Raw genomic sequence first — 15,600 nt, 5'->3', positions numbered from 1 at the left:
CCGACGACAGACACCATCATCAGCGCCAGCCTAGCGGGGGTGCCACCGCGGTGAGGATCGACTCCATCAGGTGCGCGTTGTAGTCCACCCCGAGCTGGTTCGGCACGGTGATCAGCAGCGTGTCCGCGGCGGCGACGGCCTCGTCGCGGGCCAGCTCCTGCACCAGCTCCTCGGGCTCGCCGATGTAGCTGCGCCCGAAGATCGCCCGCGTCCTCTCGTCGAGCATGCCGACCTGGTCCTGGGCCTCGCGCTGCCCGAGGAAGTAGGCCCGGTCCTGGTCGCTGGTGAGCGCCACGATCGACCGACTCACCGAGACGCGCGGAGTGAAGCCGTGGTCGTGGCCCTCCCACTCGTGGCGGAAGGCCTCGATCTGTCGCCGCTGCTGGACGTGGAAGGGCTCCCCGGTCTCGTCGTCCTTCAGGGTCGAGCTCATCAGATTCATCCCCTGCCGGGCGGCCCAACGAGCCGTGGCGTCGGAGCCCGCGCCCCACCAGAGGCGTTCCCGCAGTCCGGGGGAGTGCGGTTCGGGCCGCAGCAGCCCGGGAGGGTTCGGGAACATCGGCCGTGGATTCGGCTCGGCGAAGCCTTCACCGGTGAGCACCTGCAGGGCTGCCTCGGTGTGGCGGCGGGCCATGTCGGCGTCGGACTCGCCCTCGGCGGGACGATGCCCGAAGTGTCGCCAGCCGTCGATGACCTGCTCGGGGGATCCCCGTGAGATGCCGAGCTGCAGCCGGCCCCCGGAGATCAGATCCGCCGCCCCGGCGTCCTCGGCGAAGCGCAGCGGGTTCTCGTAGCGCATGTCGATCACCCCGGTGCCGATCTCGATCCGGCTGGTGCGTGCGCCGATCGCGGCCAACAGCGGGAACGGGGAGGCCAGCTGGCGCGCGAAGTGGTGGACCCGGTAGTACGCCCCGTCGGCGCCGAGCTCCTCGGCGGCCACGGCCAGGTCGATGGACTGCAGCAGCGCGTCCTGCGCTGACTGCGTCCTCGAATGGGGCGAGGGCGTCCAGTGTCCGAAGGAGAGGAATCCGATGCTCTTCACCTCCGCAGGAACCGGCGACGGCACCGGGGTATTCCTCCTGCCGAAAGGGGTGGGCCGACCGGAGACAGCGGCGGGCCCCGACCGCGGAGCGGGACGACGTGTTGCGCGTCACGTCATACGACCCTAAAATGAATCACGATCATTAAAGCGAGGTGCGGAGTCTCTGGCCTTCCGGCCGGTCTCGTCCCTCGGCATCACAAGACATCACCACAGGAACAGGAGCGTCATCATGGGTGAGCGGTTGGAGAACTTCATCGATGGTCGGTTCGTGCCGGCCCAGGGACAGGAGGTCTTCGAGGTGGTGGATCCGGCCACCGGGGAGATGGTGGCGGTCTCGCCGATCTCGGGGGCCGCTGATGTGGATGCCGCGTTCGAGGCGGCTGAGCGGGCTTTCACCGGGTGGAAGCAGGTGACCCCGTCGGTGCGGCAGAAGCATCTGCTGGCGTTGGCCGATGCCATCGAGGCCCACAGTGAGGAGCTGGTTCAGGCTCAGCATCGCAACACTGGTCAGCCGCGGGGGATCATCGCTGAGGAGGAGGTCGCCGCGGGGGCGGATCAGCTGCGGTTCTTCGCGGGGGCGGCCCGGATGCTGGAGGGCCGGGGTGCCGCGGAGTATATGGAGGGTCATACCTCCTATGTGCGGCGGGAGCCGGTGGGGGTGGTGGCGCAGATCGCGCCGTGGAACTTCCCGTTGATGATGGCGATCTGGAAGATCGGCCCGGCTCTGGCGGCGGGGAACACGGTGGTGCTCAAGCCCTCGGAGACGACTCCGGAGTCCACCCTGGTGTTGGCCCGGTTGGCTGGGGAGATCTTCCCGACCGGGGTGGTCAATGTGGTCCTCGGTGATGGTTCGACCGGGCGGCTGCTCACGGAGCATCGGGCTGCGGCGATGGTCTCGTTGACCGGGTCGGTGCGGGCCGGGGAGGCGGTGGCCGCCTCGGCGGGGTTGAAGCGCACGCATCTGGAGCTCGGTGGGAAGGCTCCGGCGGTGGTCTTCGGTGATGTGGATCTTGCGGCGGTGGCGAAGGCTGTGGTGGAGTTCGGGACCTTCAATGCGGGGCAGGACTGTACGGCGGTGACTCGGGTGTTGGTCGAGGAGTCAGCTCATGATGAGTTGGTGGAGCATCTGGTGGCTGCGGCGGAAGCGACCCGGACCGGCAATGTCGATGATGGGCTCAATGATTATGGGCCGTTGAACAATGCGCGGCATTTCGCGGCGGTGCAGGCCAAGATCGAGGGGTTGCCGGGGCATGCGCGGATCCTCACCGGGGGTGGCCCGGTGGAGGGCAGTCCGGGGTTCTTCTTTGAGCCCACGATCATCACGGGGGTTGAGCAGTCGGATGCGATTGTGCAGGAGGAGGTCTTCGGGCCGGTGCTCACGGTGCAGTCGTTTGCCTCGGAGCAGGAGGCGTTGGAGCTGGCCAATGGGGTGGAGTATGCGTTGGCTTCGAGTGTGTGGACGGCTGATGGGGCGCGGGCGATGCGGTTCACTCGGGATCTGGACTTCGGGTGTGTGTGGGTCAATACGCATCTGTTGTTGGTCGCGGAGATGCCTCATGGGGGGTTCAAGGCTTCGGGGCATGGGAAGGATCTCTCCGGGTATGCGGTGGAGGAATACACCCGGGTCAAGCACGTCATGCACGCCATCGAGGTCTGAGCGGCCGCTCCTGAGCATCCGCCCGAGCGGCCGCCCGAGGGGCTCATGCCCGCGCCTCCCCAGAGGTCGCGCGACGCTCACTCGGTGGCCACGCGGCGGCGCAGTCCGTCGATCAGAGAGTCCAAGGTGAACAGGAAGGCGCGGTCCGCCGCGGCGCGGGCGTCTCGTCCCGCGCCGCAGCGGCCCGGCCGAAGCGCGGGGCCAGGTCTGCCCGGCGCCCGGGGTCGAAGATGTCGGCCGGTGCCGAGGCGTCGTAGGCGGCGCCGAAGACGAGGGCCTCGACGCCGACGATCACGTCCACGGCGTCCGGCCCGGGGATGCCGGCGTCCTCCAGTGCGGCGGTGACACGTTCGTACATCACCAGCGTCTGGGGCGCGTCGGCTACCGGGAGGACAGCCATGATCGGGATCAGCTCGGTGTGCCGGATGTAGCAGTCCCGGTAGGAGATCGCCCACCGGCGCAGCGCCTGGTCCCAGGGCAGGGACTGGAAGCCGGTGGTGTCGATCTGTTCGTTGAGCCGATCCTGCAGGAGCAGCATCACATCTCGCTTGGAGGAGACGTGGTTGTACAGCGCCGAGGTGGAGACGCCGAGCTCGCGGGCGAGGGACGCCATCGTCAGGTCCCGGTAGCCACGGGTGCTCACGATCCGGATCGCCGCGGTGGTGATGCCCTCGCGGGAGAGTACGGGGGAGGACGGTCGGCCGCGTCGTCGGGGTCGGGTCTGCTCCGGGCTCACGGTGGTCCTTCGGGTCGAGGTCAGCTGGCGCCCTCAGTGTAGGCGGCGCCTGGGTGAGAACCACGACGACGGCCCGCAGGGCGGGGGAAGTCATCGCAGGGCTTGACAAGGTGGGTGTCCATGCCCGTTAATGAATATAGTTCATTTAATTGTGAAGGAGAGCACAGTGACAGGGATCCGCTCCGTGGGAAGCATCGAGGCACTCGACCGTGACGTCGTCGTGGTGGGGGCCGGACCGGCCGGGCTGCGCGCCGCCCGCGCCCTGCAGCAGCAGGGCCGCAGCGTCGCCGTCCTGGAGGCTCGCGACCGCGTGGGAGGCCGCACCTGGTCGCAGGAGATCGACGGCGCCTTCCTGGAGGTCGGGGGCCAGTGGGTCTCGCCGGACCAGACCGAGCTGCTGGGTCTCCTCGACGAGCTTGGGCTGGAGACCTTCCAGCGCCACCGCGACGGGGCCAACGTCTACCTGGCCACCGACGGCACCCGCCACGAGTTCACCGGTGAGATGTTCCCCGTCGGGGAGCACACCGAGGCCGAGATGGAGCGCGTCATCGAGATCCTCGATCGGCTGGCCGCCGAGATCGGGGCCCAGGAGCCGTGGGCGCACCCGCAGGCCCGGGAGCTGGACTCGGTCACGTTCGCCGAGTGGCTGCGGCAGCAGACCGACGACGCCCCGGCCCGCGAGAACCTCGCGATCTTCCTGGCCGGCGGCATGCTGACCAAGCCGGACCACGCCTTCTCCGCGCTGCAGGCGGTGCTGATGGCCGCCTCCGCAGGCTCCTTCAGCCACCTGGTCGATGAGGACTTCATCCTGGACCGTCGCGTGGTCGGCGGCATGCAGAGCGTCTCCGAGACGATGGCCGCTCAGCTCGAGCCGGGCACCGTGCACCTGGAGACCCCGGTGCGCACCATCGCCTGGGAGGAGCCGCACGGGGTCACCGTGTGGTCGGACCGGGTCACCGTCCGCGCGCAGCAGGTGATCGTGGCCGTCCCGCCGAACCTGTACTCCCGCATCAGCTTCGAACCGGCCCTGCCACGACTGCAGCACCAGATGCACCAGCACCAGTCCATGGGCCTGGTCATCAAGGTCCACGCCGTCTACGACCGCCCCTTCTGGCGCGAAGCAGGCCTCTCCGGCACCGGGTTCGGGGCCGCGGAGATCTGCCAGGAGGTCTACGACAACACCAACCACGGGGACTCCCGCGGAACCCTCGTCGCCTTCGTCTCCGACGAGAAGGCCGACGAGATGTTCGCCCTCCCTGAGGAGGAGCGTCGTCGGCGGATCCTCGAGTCGCTCGCGCACTACCTGGGTGATCAGGCGCTGAGCCCCGAGGTCTACTACGAGTCCGACTTCGGCTCGGAGGAGTGGACCCGCGGAGCCTACGCCGCCAGCTTCGACCTCGGCGGACTGAGCCGCTACGGCGCCCATCAGCGGGAGGCCGTCGGTCCGATCCACTGGGCCTGCTCGGACCTTGCCGCCGAGGGCTATCAGCACGTCGACGGCGGACCTGCGCCAGGGCCGCCGAGCCGCCGAGGACGTCCTGGCCGAGCTGCCGACGTCAGCCGCCACGGTGTGAGCGACGAGCCTGCGAGAGGAGACCCCCCGATGAGCCCCCACACAGAGACCGGCACCGGCACTGACGCCGGCGCTGAGGCCGTCACCGTCACGGAGACGGAGACCCCGCCCGCGGTGACGGCCCCCGCCCTGCGACGCATCCTGGTCGGATACGGCGGTGACGAGCGCAGCCGCGATGCGGTGCGACTCGGCGTCGCCCTCGCCCGGGCCGCCGACGCACACCTGCACCTGCAGCTGATCCTGCGGCAGCACTCCGCCTTCACCCCGGCGTACCCGCCGGTGGGCGACGTCGGCGGGATCATCGCCGACCAGGCACGCGGCTGGCTCGCCGAGGCGCAGCAGATGATCCCCGACGACGTCGCGCACAGCAGCGCGATCAGCCCCGCCCCCTCGGTGGCCGAAGGTCTGATCGCCGCCGCCGAGGAGCACGGAGCCGACCTGCTGGTCACCGGTTCCGGAGTGGGGGCCCGTCGGCTCACCACCCACCCGGCGGTGGACGCTCTGCTGCACAGCTCCCCGGTGCCGCTGGCGTTGGCGCCTGCCGGCCACCGCGACGAGACACCGGTCGGCCACGTGCTGGCCGCCGTCTCCCCGGGCGGTGGCGTGCACCAGGTCGCCGACGACGCCGCCGCCTGGGCGGCCCAGCTCCAGGTGCCGGTGACCCAGGTGACCTTCCCCCAGGGCGGGGACCCCGCCCGCGCCGTCGCCGCCCACGACTGGCCCGAAGGCGGCCTGCTCATGATGGGCTCCTCCCGCCTGGCCGGCCGACGTCGACTCTTCCTGGGTGACACCGCCGCCCGCATCCTCACGCAGCTGCCGATCCCGCTGATCGTCATGCCGCGCCATGACACCCCTGACCACCGGAACGACCACCCGAACCCCGCGGACGCCGTCCGCTGAGGGAGGACACCACCATGACCCAGATCGGCAGCGGCGCCGCCACCGGCGCCCCAGGATCCGCACCCGCAGGGACGGACCACAGGAAAGGCCTGAGTGCCGGAGCGATCGGCACGCTCGGCGCCGTCGTCATCGGCGTCTCCACGATCGCACCGGCCTACACGCTCTCCGGCGCGGTCGGACCCACCGCCTCGGCCGTTGGTGAGCACCTGCCGGCGGTGCTGATCGTCGGGTTCATCCCGATGCTGCTGGTGGCCCTGGGCTACCGCCAGCTCAACCGGGCCATGCCCGACTCCGGCACCACCTTCACCTGGGCCTCCCGGGCCTTCGGCCCATGGATCGGGTGGATGGGCAGCTGGTGCCTGCTGGCCTCCACGATCCTGGTGCTGTCCAACCTTGCCGGCATCGCCGTGGACTTCTTCTACTTGGCGATCAGTCAGCTCACCGGCCTGGACTGGATCGCGGACCTGACACGCAACGTGCCGGTCAACATCCTCACCTGCCTGGCCTTCATGGCCGTGGCCGCCTACATCTCCTACCGCGGACTGGAGGCCACCAAGGCGTTCCAGTACCTGCTGGTCTCCTTCCAGATGCTCGTGCTGGTCTGGTTCTCCGTGGTGGCCTTCCGCCACGTGGGCAGCGGCACCGCCTTCGACGCGACCCACTTCAGCTGGGACTGGTTCAACCCGTTCGGTGTGGAGACCTTCTCCGCCTTCGCCGCAGGCATCGCCCTGTCGGTGTTCATCTACTGGGGCTGGGACGTCGTACTGACGATGAACGAGGAGTCCAAGGGCACCACCACCACGCCCGGCAAGGCGGCCGTGCTGACCATCCTGGTCGTCGTCGGGCTCTACACCCTGGTGACGCTGGCGACCCTGTCCTACGCGGGCGTCTCCACCGGGGACTTCGGCCTGGGCAACCCGGACATCCAGGAGAACGTCTTCGCCGCGCTGGCCGGCCCGGTGATGGGGCCCTTCGCGATCCTCATCTCCCTGGCAGTGCTGTCCTCCTCCGCCTCCTCGCTGCAGTCCACGATGATCTCCCCGGCGCGGACCATGCTCGCCATGGGCCACTACGGAGCGCTGAGCCCCAAGTATGCGAAGGTCAGCCCCAAGCACCAGACGCCGGCCTACGCGACGATCGTCTCGGTGGTCATCGCCGCGGTCTTCTACGCGGTGATGCGCGTGATCTCGGAGAACGTCCTGTGGGACACCATCACCACTCTGGGCATGATGGTCTGCTTCTACTACGGCGTCACGGCGCTGGCCTGCGTGTGGTACTTCCGTGCCGAGGCCACCGCCTCCGTGGGATCCTTCATCAACAAGCTGCTGGCCCCGCTGCTGGGCGGCATCCTGCTGCTGATCTTCTTCTTCCAGACCGCCTGGGACTCGATGGACCCGGCCTACGGCTCCGGCTCCGAGATCGGCGGCGTCGGCCTGGTGTTCATCCTGGGCGTGCTGATCTTCGTGCTCGGCGTGGCCGCGATGCTCTACCAGCACCGCCGCAACCCGGAGTTCTTCCGCCGCCGTTTCGAGACCACCGAGCACCCGACCGCCTGACCGCCCCGCGGAGGACCCTGAGGAGAGACATGGACACCCCCATCTCACAGCCGACGACGGCGCAGCCGGTCGGCGCCACGACGGAGACGACCGTGATGCCGCCCGAGTGGGCGCCGCATGAGCGCACCTGGATGGCCTTCCCCCCGGCCAACGAGACCTTCGGTCCGCACGGCTCGCAGTCGCTGGCACGCGCCCGGCGGGCCTGGTCCCAGGTGGCGCGTACCATCGCCGCCGTCGAACCGGTCACCGTGGTGGCCGACCCGGCGGACGAGCAGGCCGCCCGGGAAGCGCTCGGCGAGGTCGCCGAGATCGTCACCATCGCCCTCGACGACGCCTGGATGCGTGACATCGGGCTGACCTTCGTCCACACCGCCTCGGGCGCCGTCGCCGGAGTGGACTGGATCTTCAACGGCTGGGGCGACCAGCCCTGGGCCCCCCATGAGCGGGACGCCAAGGTCGGAGTGGAGATGGCCGGTCCCGCCGGCGCCGAACGGATCGGCAGCCCGCTGGTCAACGAAGGCGGGGCCTTCCACGTGGACGGCCGCGGCACCGTGCTGCTCACCGAGACCGTCCAGCAGGATCCGGGGCGGAACCCCGGGCTGAGCAGGGAGCAGATCGAGGCGGAGCTGCACGCGAAGCTGGGCACCCGCCACGCCGTCTGGTTCCCCCGTGGTCTCACCCGGGACTACGAGGAGTTCGGCACCCGCGGTCATGTGGACATGTTCGCCTGCTTCACCCCGTCCGGCAGCGTGCTGCTGCACCGGCAGGACGACCCCCGGCACCCGGACCACGCGGTCACCCGCCGGCTGCGCGAGGTCCTGGAGGCGGCGCGCGACGCGGAGGGGAACCCGTTCGAGATCATCGACGTCCCGGCCCCGCGCACCATCGTGGACGCCGACGAAGAGTTCGTGGACTGGACCTACATCAACCACTACGTGGCCGACGGCCTGGTGGTGCTGTGCGGCTACGACGACCCCCACGACGCGCAGGCCGCCGAGATCCTGGCCCGGGCCTACCCGGACCACCGGATCCAGCTGGTGGACGCCCGGGACATCCTCTGCTTCGGGGGCGGCATCCACTGCATCACCCAGCAGCAGCCGCGGCCGCGCCTCCGCCCGGAAGCACCCGGCCGGGCGCAGGCGACCCCTCACGCGTGAAAGGAACAGATCAGCGATGACGGCAGCATTCGACGTCGTGGAGGCCGCGATCCCGCAGATGCGCGCGGCTCTGGAGCGCGGCGAGACCACCAGTGAGGAGCTGGTGGGCGCCCACCTGGCGCGCATCGAGGCCTACGACCAACAGGGCCGCGGCTCAACGCCGTGGTGGTGCGCAACGAGCAGGCACTCGCCGAGGCCCGCGCCTCGGACGCCCGCCGTGCCCGCGGCGAGCTCCTGGGTCCGCTCGACGGCATCCCCTACACCGCCAAGGAGAGCTACCAGGCCGCCGGGCTGACCGTCTCGGCCGGCTCGCCGGCCTTCGCGGAGCTCGTCGCCCAGCGGGACTCCTTCACCGTGGAGCGGCTGCGAGCCTCAGGGGCGGTCCTGCTGGGCCTGACCACCATGCCTCCGATGGCCAACGGCGGCATGCAGCGAGGTCTGCGCGGCCGGGCCGAGAGCCCGTACAGCGCCGAGCACCTCACCTCCGCCTTCGCCTCCGGCTCCTCCAACGGATCCGGCACGGCGACGGCGGCCAGCTTCGCGGCCTTCGGCCTGGCGGAGGAGACCTGGTCCTCCGGGCGCGCGCCGGCGTCGAACAACGCCCTGTGCGCCTACACCCCGTCCTGGGGGATGATCTCGATCCGGGGGAACTGGCCGCTGGTGCCCACCATGGACGTGGTGGTGCCGCACACCCGCAGCATGGAGGACATGCTGGAGGTGCTCGACGTCATCATGGTCGACGACGCCGAGACCCGGGGCGACTTCTGGCGGGTGCAGCCGTGGGTGGAGATCCCGAAGACCTCTGCTGTGCGTCCGGAGAGCTTCACGGACCTGCGTCCGGCCGATCCCGCGGAGGCCGCGCGGCTGCTCGCGGGGCTGCGGATCGGGGCGCCCGCCCTGTACTTGGGCCTGGACGCCTCGGCCGGGACCGCTGAGCCGTCCCCCGAAGGGGTCACGGGCATCGGCGGCTCCACCGGGCGGCCGATTACCCCGCGGCCCAGTGTGCTCGACCTCTGGGAGCAGGCGCGCGCGGACATGGAGCGCCACGGGGCCGACGTACGCATCACGGACCTGCCGGTGGTCACCAACTACGAGGGAGACCGCCCAGGGGCCCCGACGATCCGCACCCGAGGGCTGGTCAGCTCCGAGTATCTGGACCGAGAGATCCTCGACCTCTCCGCCTGGGGGTGGGAGGACTTCCTGAACGCCAACGGGGACCCCGGGCTGTCCAGCCTCGCGGCGGTGGACGGGACGCAGATCTTCCCGCACCCGGAGGGCGCCCTGGAGGACCGGTACCACGGCTTCGACGACGACATCGCCGCCTACCCGCAGTTCATCCGGGACACCCCCGAGCTGTCGATGCATCAGATCCCGCACCTTCAGGAGGGCCTGCGTGGTCTGGTGCGCACCCGGGAGGTCGATCTGGAGGCCTGGATGGACCGGCTGGGCCTGGACGTCATCGCTTTCCCCGCGGTGGCCGACGTCGGACCTGCGGATGCGGACGTCAACCCAGACTCGGCGGAGCTCGCGTGGCGCAACGGCGTCTGGGTGGCCAACGGGAACCTGGTCTGGCGGCACCTGGGGGTGCCGACCGTCACCGTGCCGATGGGCACCATGGCCGACACCGGGATGCCGGTGGGGCTGACCTTCGCCGGGCGCGCCCACGACGACGTCAGGCTGCTGCAGATCGCCGCGGCCCTCGAGGCCACCGGGCGCCGCCGCACCGAGCCGCCGCGGACGCCGCGGCTGGATGCTTCGTAGGATGGAGGCGCCGGCGGGTCAGCGGAGCCGGCCCGCCGCGAGTCGGGGCTGACCTGCTCCGGCCCGCCAGACGCCCCGTCCTTGCGAGGAGAGACATGACCGAGCTTCCTGAGACCACCGTCGGCGCCGAGGAGACCCGGCGCACCACCTGGATGCGCCGCTACAGGCTGGACCCGGAGCTGGCGCAGGAGTTCGTCGCGTTCCTGCGCGACGAGGTCTTCCCCGCCCGGGAGGAGCGCGGCTTCACCGTCGAGTCGGTGTGGCTCGCCGCGGACAGCACCGAGCTGACCTGGTATGTCAGCCGCTTCGGCACTGCCGAGGAGTTCGCGGCCGCCGAGAAGGAGTGGGAGGAGTCCGAGGAACGGGCTCGGATCTTCTCCGGCCGGCCGAAGTACGTGCTCGACAAGGACCTCACCCAGGTCACGCGCCTGCGCTGACCGGGCCCCTCACGAGGCGGCCGCCGGGGCCCGTCGCGCCCGGCGGGCCGCCAGCACTGCGGCGAGCACGGCGCTGAGCATGCATGCGGCGATCGCCAGGGAGGCCACCAGCACGGCGGCATGGTGGTCCACGGCTGCCGCGATGCTGAAGTAGACCCCGGTGACCAGAGCGATGCCGACCGCCGTGAACAGCCTCTGGGAGGTCTGCGCGACGCCGCCGGCCGCGCCTGCCATGCGCGCCGGCACATCCTGCATGGACAGGGTCTGCGCGCTGGGGATGATCAGCGCCTGGGAGAGCCCGTTGAGCGCCAGGGCGGCTCCCACCAGCCACAGGGACCCGGAGCCGGCGCCCATCAATGCGGTGGCCCCGGCCAGGGCGAGCATGGAGAGCACGGCGATCACCGTGCCGACCACCAGCATCCGAGGGCCCGAGGTCTCCACGCGGCGCCCCACCGCGGTGGAGAGCAGCATGACCATCACCGCCGAGGGCAGGGTCACGACGCCGGCCACCAGCGCCCCATGGCCCAGCCCCTGCTGCACATAGACCGCGACGACCGCCCACACAGCCGGCATTCCGAGGAAGTACAGGGACAGCACCAGGGTGTTGAGGGTGTAGCTGGGACGGGTGAACAGGGCCAGGTCCACCATGGGCGCCTCGGCGTCGAGCCGTCCCAGGCGGCGCTCCCAGAACGCCCAGACGGTCATCAGCGCCAGACCAGCGGCGCCGAGGAACGCTCCGGTTCCGGAGCGGAACTGGATGAACGGCAGCATGACCAGCACCACGCCGCGGAGAGCAGCGCCACGCCCAGCGGATCCAGCGCGGCCAGGCCTCGGCGGCCGCCGCTGCCGGTGCGGGTGCCGGTGCTGCTGGTGGTGCCGGTGACGGCCCCTCCACCGGTGCGCGGGAGCCACAGGAAGGCGAGCACGAAGGCCAGCAGGGTCAGCGGCACATTGATCAGGAACGTCGTCCGCCAGCCCAGGTCGTCACCGACGACGTCGATGATCAGCCCGCCGATCGCCGGTCCGGCCGCCACGGCCACGCCGATGACGGTGCTCATCAGCCCGTAGGCCCGGCCGCGGGCCGACCCACGGAACAGCTGCTGGATCATGCCGATGATCTGTGGGGTCAGCAGCCCCGCCCCGACTCCCATGAGCACGCGGGCGATGTTGAGCACCATCGGGGTGGGCGCCAGGGCGGACATCAGGGAGGCCAGCCCGAACACCGCCACGCCCAGCAGGAAGAAGCGGCGGCGGCCCCACAGGTCGCCGGCCCGGCCCGCAGGCACCAGCACCACCCCGAAGGCCAGGGCGTAGCCGGACAGGACCCACTGCAGATCCGAGGACCCGGCGCCCAGCCCTGATTCGATCGCCGGCAGCGCCACGTTGACGATGCTGATGCTCATCAGCGCGGCGAACAGCGGAGTCAGCAGCGCCACCATCACCCGACGGGCCGGGGGATCAGGCGGCGCGCCGTCCGGGGCGGCTGAGCCGGCGTCGTCGGGTGTGGGGGAGGCTGAGGTCACACTCTGCCCAACCGTGCTGACTCGGGAGATCTTCCCCCGGGTGTGACCCCGGGCCTACACTCACCGGCACAGCCGTCGGCGGTGAAGGAACAGGGGTGAGGGAGATGCTGAGAGCCACGTTGATCCTGGAGGTCCCACGCGGGCTGCTGATCAAACAGGAGGAGCACCACGACAACGACGTCGAGGGCTACACCGGGCAGCACCTGATCCGCGGGGAGGAGGGGTTCACCTTCACAGTGGACCAGTACACCTACTCGCAGCATGAGGAGCACGTCGACATCAGGCTCTCTGAGCCGGTGGACGACGAGGGTCTCCACCGCGATCCCATGCAGGCGCTCCCGAGGCACGGCTGGGAGCACCATCTGACCTGGCCGACCCGCTGACGCGATTCGCCGTCCCACCCCGGTCTCGGAGATAATCGGGACCATGAGTTCGCAGCCTCCTCTCGAATCCGGGTCCACGGGCCGTCGTGCCGACGACGCCCTCCGCAGCTTCGGGCGCCGATCCTCCGGCATCACCTTCGCCGTGATGATCACGGTGCTGCTGGTGGCGCTGGTGTTCGCCGCCAACCAGAACGACGTGATCGGGTGGATCATCGTCGCCATCTCCGCCGGCTGGCTGATCCTCGCCGCGATCCTGGTGACCTCGGTGCGCCGAGGGGCGCAGAAGATGAGCCAGACGCTCGACTCGGCGCGGGCCGACGCCGCCGCGCGCCACAGCCAGGACGCAGGCGGAACCGCCGTCGTGGACGAGGACGCCCACACCCGCAATATGAAGCTGGACCACTCCTTCAAGATCGTGCAGGTCCAGCGCAGGGTCATCGGACAGGAGCTCGCCAAGGGCGAGGAGGCCGACCTGGAGATGGTCGAGCGTGCCCTGGACACCATCGAGATGACCGCGACCAACGGTCGTGACATGCTCGCCGAGCACGTCGGCCGCGGCGGTGAGGAGCAGCGCCGCGGGCGGGAGCAGCGTGACGACCGCCCGCGCGATGACGATCGGCCCATCAGCGGCGAAGTCGTCGACTGCGCGGCACCGGCCGGAGCCGGCGTCGCGGGCCGCGGCGCCGGTGCACACCAGACTGAGCTGACAGACGAGAGGATCCTCCGTGCCTGACGAGACCACCCCCTTCGGCGAGTTCCCGCATCGCGTCGTCGACCCCAAGCCCGAGGGCCTGACCCGCGTGGCGTCGGTGAACGTCAACGGCATCCGCGCCGCCCACCGCAAGGGGATGGGGGAGTGGCTGGCCTCCCGCGACGTCGACATCCTCGCCCTGCAGGAGGTCCGTGCCGACGAGTCCATCGTCACCAAGCTCATCGGAGAGATGACCGAGCCCACAGGCGTGGCATGGCACGTCCACGAGGAGGAGGCCGCACAGAAGGGGCGGGCCGGCGTCGCCATCGTCTCCCGCACCGAGCCCACCGAGGTCCGCAGCGGCATCGGCGACGGCCACCCGGAGGACCAGGGCCGGTGGGTGGAGGCGGACTTCGCCCTCGGAGACGGCAGCACGCTGACCGTGGTCAGCGTCTACGTGCATTCGGGCGAGGTCGGCTCCGTGAAGCAGGAGCACAAGATGCGGTTCCTGGAGTACATGCGTCACCACCTGCCGCAGCTGGCCCGCACCAAGGACCACGTGCTGGTGGTCGGGGACCTCAACGTCGGGCACACCGAGCTCGACATCAAGAACTGGAAGGGCAACGTGAAGAACTCGGGCTTCCTGCCGGAGGAACGGGCGTACTTCGACGGCTACTTCGGCGACGAGGGCGGATACGTCGACGTCGCCCGCACCCTGGCCGGTCCCGTGGAGGGGCCCTACACCTGGTGGTCCTACCGCGGGAAGGCCTTCGACAACGACACCGGCTGGCGCATCGACTACCAGATGGCGACCCCCGCACTCGCGGAGACGGCCGAGAAGTCCGCCGTGGACCGGGCGCTGGACTATTCGCTGCGCTGGTCCGACCATGCGCCCCTCGTGGTGGACTACCGCCTCCCGTAGGCTGAGCGGGCCACCCCACTGATCACGAGAACTCGATGAGGAGCATGCGATGGTCACAGCCTTCGTGATGATCAAGACCGACCCCCAGGGCATCCCGGAGGCCGGCCAGCAGATCGCCGACATCGACGGCGTCCAGGCCGTCTATTCGGTCACCGGACCCTGGGACCTGGTCGCGATGGTCAAGGGCCCCAGCTTCGACGAGCTCGCCGAACTGATCCCGGACCGCATCTCCAAGGTCTCCGGGATCCGGGACACCGAGACCCTGCTGGCGTTCCGCACGTACTCCGATCAGGACCTCGAGGCCGGATTCGCCCTCGGGCTGGACGACTGAGTCCCGGTCCGGGGCAGAGAGGCGCCATGACAGAGTCGTCGACGGCCCGACCCAGTGAGACGGCCGAGCACAACGAACGTGAGCTTGAGGCCGGGATCCACACCGACCTGCGGGACCGCATGACCTACGGGTCCTATCTGGGGCTGGAGCGGCTGCTCTCCGCCCAGCATCCGGTCAGCGAGCCCGAGCACCATGACGAGCTGCTGTTCATCATCCAGCACCAGACCACCGAGCTGTGGCTGAAGCTGGTCATCCATGAGCTGCGCGCCGCCCGGGACCTGATCGCGGCCGATCAGCTGCAGCCCGCGCTGAAGTGCATCGCCCGGGTCAAGCACATCCAGCGGACGCTGACCGAGCAGTGGTCGGTGCTGGCCACGCTCACTCCCAGCGAGTACGCGGAGTTCCGCGACTTCCTGGGCAGCTCCTCGGGATTCCAGTCCTGGCAGTACCGGGCCGTGGAGTTCCTGCTCGGCAACAAGAACGCCGGCATGCTGAAGGTCTTCGACGCCGAGCCCGAGGCACAGCGTCAGCTGGCCGAGCTGTTGGAGCAGCCCAGCATCTATGACGAGTTCATCCGCCATCTGGCCCGCCTGGGGCACCCGGTGCCCCAGGAGCTGCTGGCCCGGGACGTCTCACGGGCCCACACCGCCCACGACGGCCTCACGGAGCTCTTCCGCGGCATCTACGAGGATCGCGAGCAGCACTGGCTGATCTATGAGAGCTGCGAGGAGCTGGTGGACCTGGAGGAGAACTTCCAGACCTGGCGGTTCCGCCACCTGCGCACCGTGATGCGGATCATCGGCGGAAAACCCGGCACCGGCGGCTCCAGCGGGGTCGCGTTCCTGCAGAAGGCACTGGAGCTGACCTTCTTCCCTGAGCTGTTCGCCGTCCGCTCCGAGATCGGACGCTGAGGTCACCGAGGAGATGCCCA

At 70.0% G+C, this 15,600-nt stretch carries 14 protein-coding genes and 2 pseudogenes; 12 read left to right on the top strand and 4 right to left on the bottom strand.

Annotated elements, in window-relative coordinates; translation table 11 throughout:
• Positions 1 to 19: 19 nt before the first annotated feature.
• Positions 20 to 1,042, bottom strand: coding sequence for an LLM class flavin-dependent oxidoreductase (locus tag BCY76_RS02935; RefSeq protein ID WP_085437142.1), 1,023 nt, complete (start codon positions 1,040 to 1,042; stop codon positions 20 to 22).
• A 229-nt stretch (positions 1,043 to 1,271) separates the two neighbouring features.
• Between BCY76_RS02935 and BCY76_RS02930 the strand changes: the two genes are divergently transcribed.
• Positions 1,272 to 2,699, top strand: coding sequence for a gamma-aminobutyraldehyde dehydrogenase (locus BCY76_RS02930; RefSeq protein WP_070162503.1), 1,428 nt, complete (start codon positions 1,272 to 1,274; stop codon positions 2,697 to 2,699).
• Positions 2,700 to 2,811: 112 nt separating this feature from the next.
• Here BCY76_RS02930 and BCY76_RS02925 read toward each other — a convergent pair whose 3' ends face one another.
• The gene (locus BCY76_RS02925; RefSeq protein WP_237089927.1) at positions 2,812 to 3,435 is read right to left on the bottom strand and encodes a TetR/AcrR family transcriptional regulator; all 624 of its coding nucleotides are present in this window, start codon (positions 3,433 to 3,435) and stop codon (positions 2,812 to 2,814) included.
• A 193-nt stretch (positions 3,436 to 3,628) separates the two neighbouring features.
• Between BCY76_RS02925 and BCY76_RS02920 the strand changes: the two are divergent.
• The 6 genes and pseudogenes from BCY76_RS02920 to BCY76_RS02895 all read left to right on the top strand — a co-directional run bounded on the left by BCY76_RS02920 (position 3,629) and on the right by BCY76_RS02895 (position 10,819).
• Positions 3,629 to 5,009 (top strand): annotated as a pseudogene (locus BCY76_RS02920) (flavin monoamine oxidase family protein).
• Between the two features lie 29 nt (positions 5,010 to 5,038).
• A complete protein-coding gene (locus BCY76_RS02915) occupies positions 5,039 to 5,908 on the top strand; it encodes a universal stress protein (RefSeq protein WP_085437141.1) in 870 nt (289 codons plus the stop codon).
• Between the two features lie 14 nt (positions 5,909 to 5,922).
• Positions 5,923 to 7,464, top strand: coding sequence for an APC family permease (locus BCY76_RS02910; protein WP_070158743.1), 1,542 nt, complete (start codon positions 5,923 to 5,925; stop codon positions 7,462 to 7,464).
• A gap of 29 nt (positions 7,465 to 7,493) precedes the next feature.
• Entirely contained in the window at positions 7,494 to 8,621 is a 1,128-nt protein-coding gene (locus BCY76_RS18475) for an agmatine deiminase family protein (RefSeq protein WP_070158744.1), read from the top strand.
• Positions 8,622 to 8,637: 16 nt separating this feature from the next.
• Positions 8,638 to 10,382, top strand: a pseudogene (locus BCY76_RS02900) (amidase).
• A gap of 95 nt (positions 10,383 to 10,477) precedes the next feature.
• On the top strand, positions 10,478 to 10,819 hold the full coding sequence (locus BCY76_RS02895; protein WP_070158746.1) for a hypothetical protein: 342 nt from the start codon (positions 10,478 to 10,480) through the stop codon (positions 10,817 to 10,819).
• A gap of 9 nt (positions 10,820 to 10,828) precedes the next feature.
• Here BCY76_RS02895 and BCY76_RS02890 read toward each other — a convergent pair whose 3' ends face one another.
• Positions 10,829 to 11,590: an MFS transporter gene (locus BCY76_RS02890; protein ID WP_139827583.1), complete on the bottom strand. Its 762-nt coding sequence runs from the start codon at positions 11,588 to 11,590 to the stop codon at positions 10,829 to 10,831.
• Positions 11,524 to 12,342 carry an MFS transporter gene (locus BCY76_RS02885; RefSeq protein WP_139827582.1) on the bottom strand — a complete coding sequence of 273 codons (819 nt, stop codon included), beginning with the start codon at positions 12,340 to 12,342 and terminating at the stop codon, positions 11,524 to 11,526. Before BCY76_RS02885 ends, BCY76_RS02890 begins: the two co-directional genes overlap by 67 nt.
• A gap of 95 nt (positions 12,343 to 12,437) precedes the next feature.
• Between BCY76_RS02885 and BCY76_RS02880 the strand changes: the two genes are divergently transcribed.
• From BCY76_RS02880 to BCY76_RS02860, 5 genes are read left to right on the top strand one after another with little or no spacing between them, the layout of a single operon-like run.
• Positions 12,438 to 12,725 carry a hypothetical protein gene (locus BCY76_RS02880; RefSeq protein ID WP_070161518.1) on the top strand — a complete coding sequence of 96 codons (288 nt, stop codon included), beginning with the start codon at positions 12,438 to 12,440 and terminating at the stop codon, positions 12,723 to 12,725.
• A gap of 43 nt (positions 12,726 to 12,768) precedes the next feature.
• Positions 12,769 to 13,458: a hypothetical protein gene (locus BCY76_RS18470; protein WP_201791065.1), complete on the top strand. Its 690-nt coding sequence runs from the start codon at positions 12,769 to 12,771 to the stop codon at positions 13,456 to 13,458.
• A gap of 58 nt (positions 13,459 to 13,516) precedes the next feature.
• Positions 13,517 to 14,338 carry an exodeoxyribonuclease III gene (locus BCY76_RS02870; protein ID WP_070161527.1) on the top strand — a complete coding sequence of 274 codons (822 nt, stop codon included), beginning with the start codon at positions 13,517 to 13,519 and terminating at the stop codon, positions 14,336 to 14,338.
• A 49-nt stretch (positions 14,339 to 14,387) separates the two neighbouring features.
• Positions 14,388 to 14,669: an Lrp/AsnC family transcriptional regulator gene (locus BCY76_RS02865; RefSeq protein WP_070161514.1), complete on the top strand. Its 282-nt coding sequence runs from the start codon at positions 14,388 to 14,390 to the stop codon at positions 14,667 to 14,669.
• A 26-nt stretch (positions 14,670 to 14,695) separates the two neighbouring features.
• On the top strand, positions 14,696 to 15,580 hold the full coding sequence (locus BCY76_RS02860) for a tryptophan 2,3-dioxygenase (protein ID WP_070161512.1): 885 nt from the start codon (positions 14,696 to 14,698) through the stop codon (positions 15,578 to 15,580).
• Positions 15,581 to 15,600: the final 20 nt, after the last annotated feature.

The organism is Nesterenkonia sp. PF2B19 (assembly GCF_001758425.2).
Taxonomy (GTDB): domain Bacteria; phylum Actinomycetota; class Actinomycetes; order Actinomycetales; family Micrococcaceae; genus Nesterenkonia; species Nesterenkonia aethiopica.
Note: the sequence above shows the minus strand (reverse complement) of the source record. Positions and strands in the feature narration are given on the sequence as shown.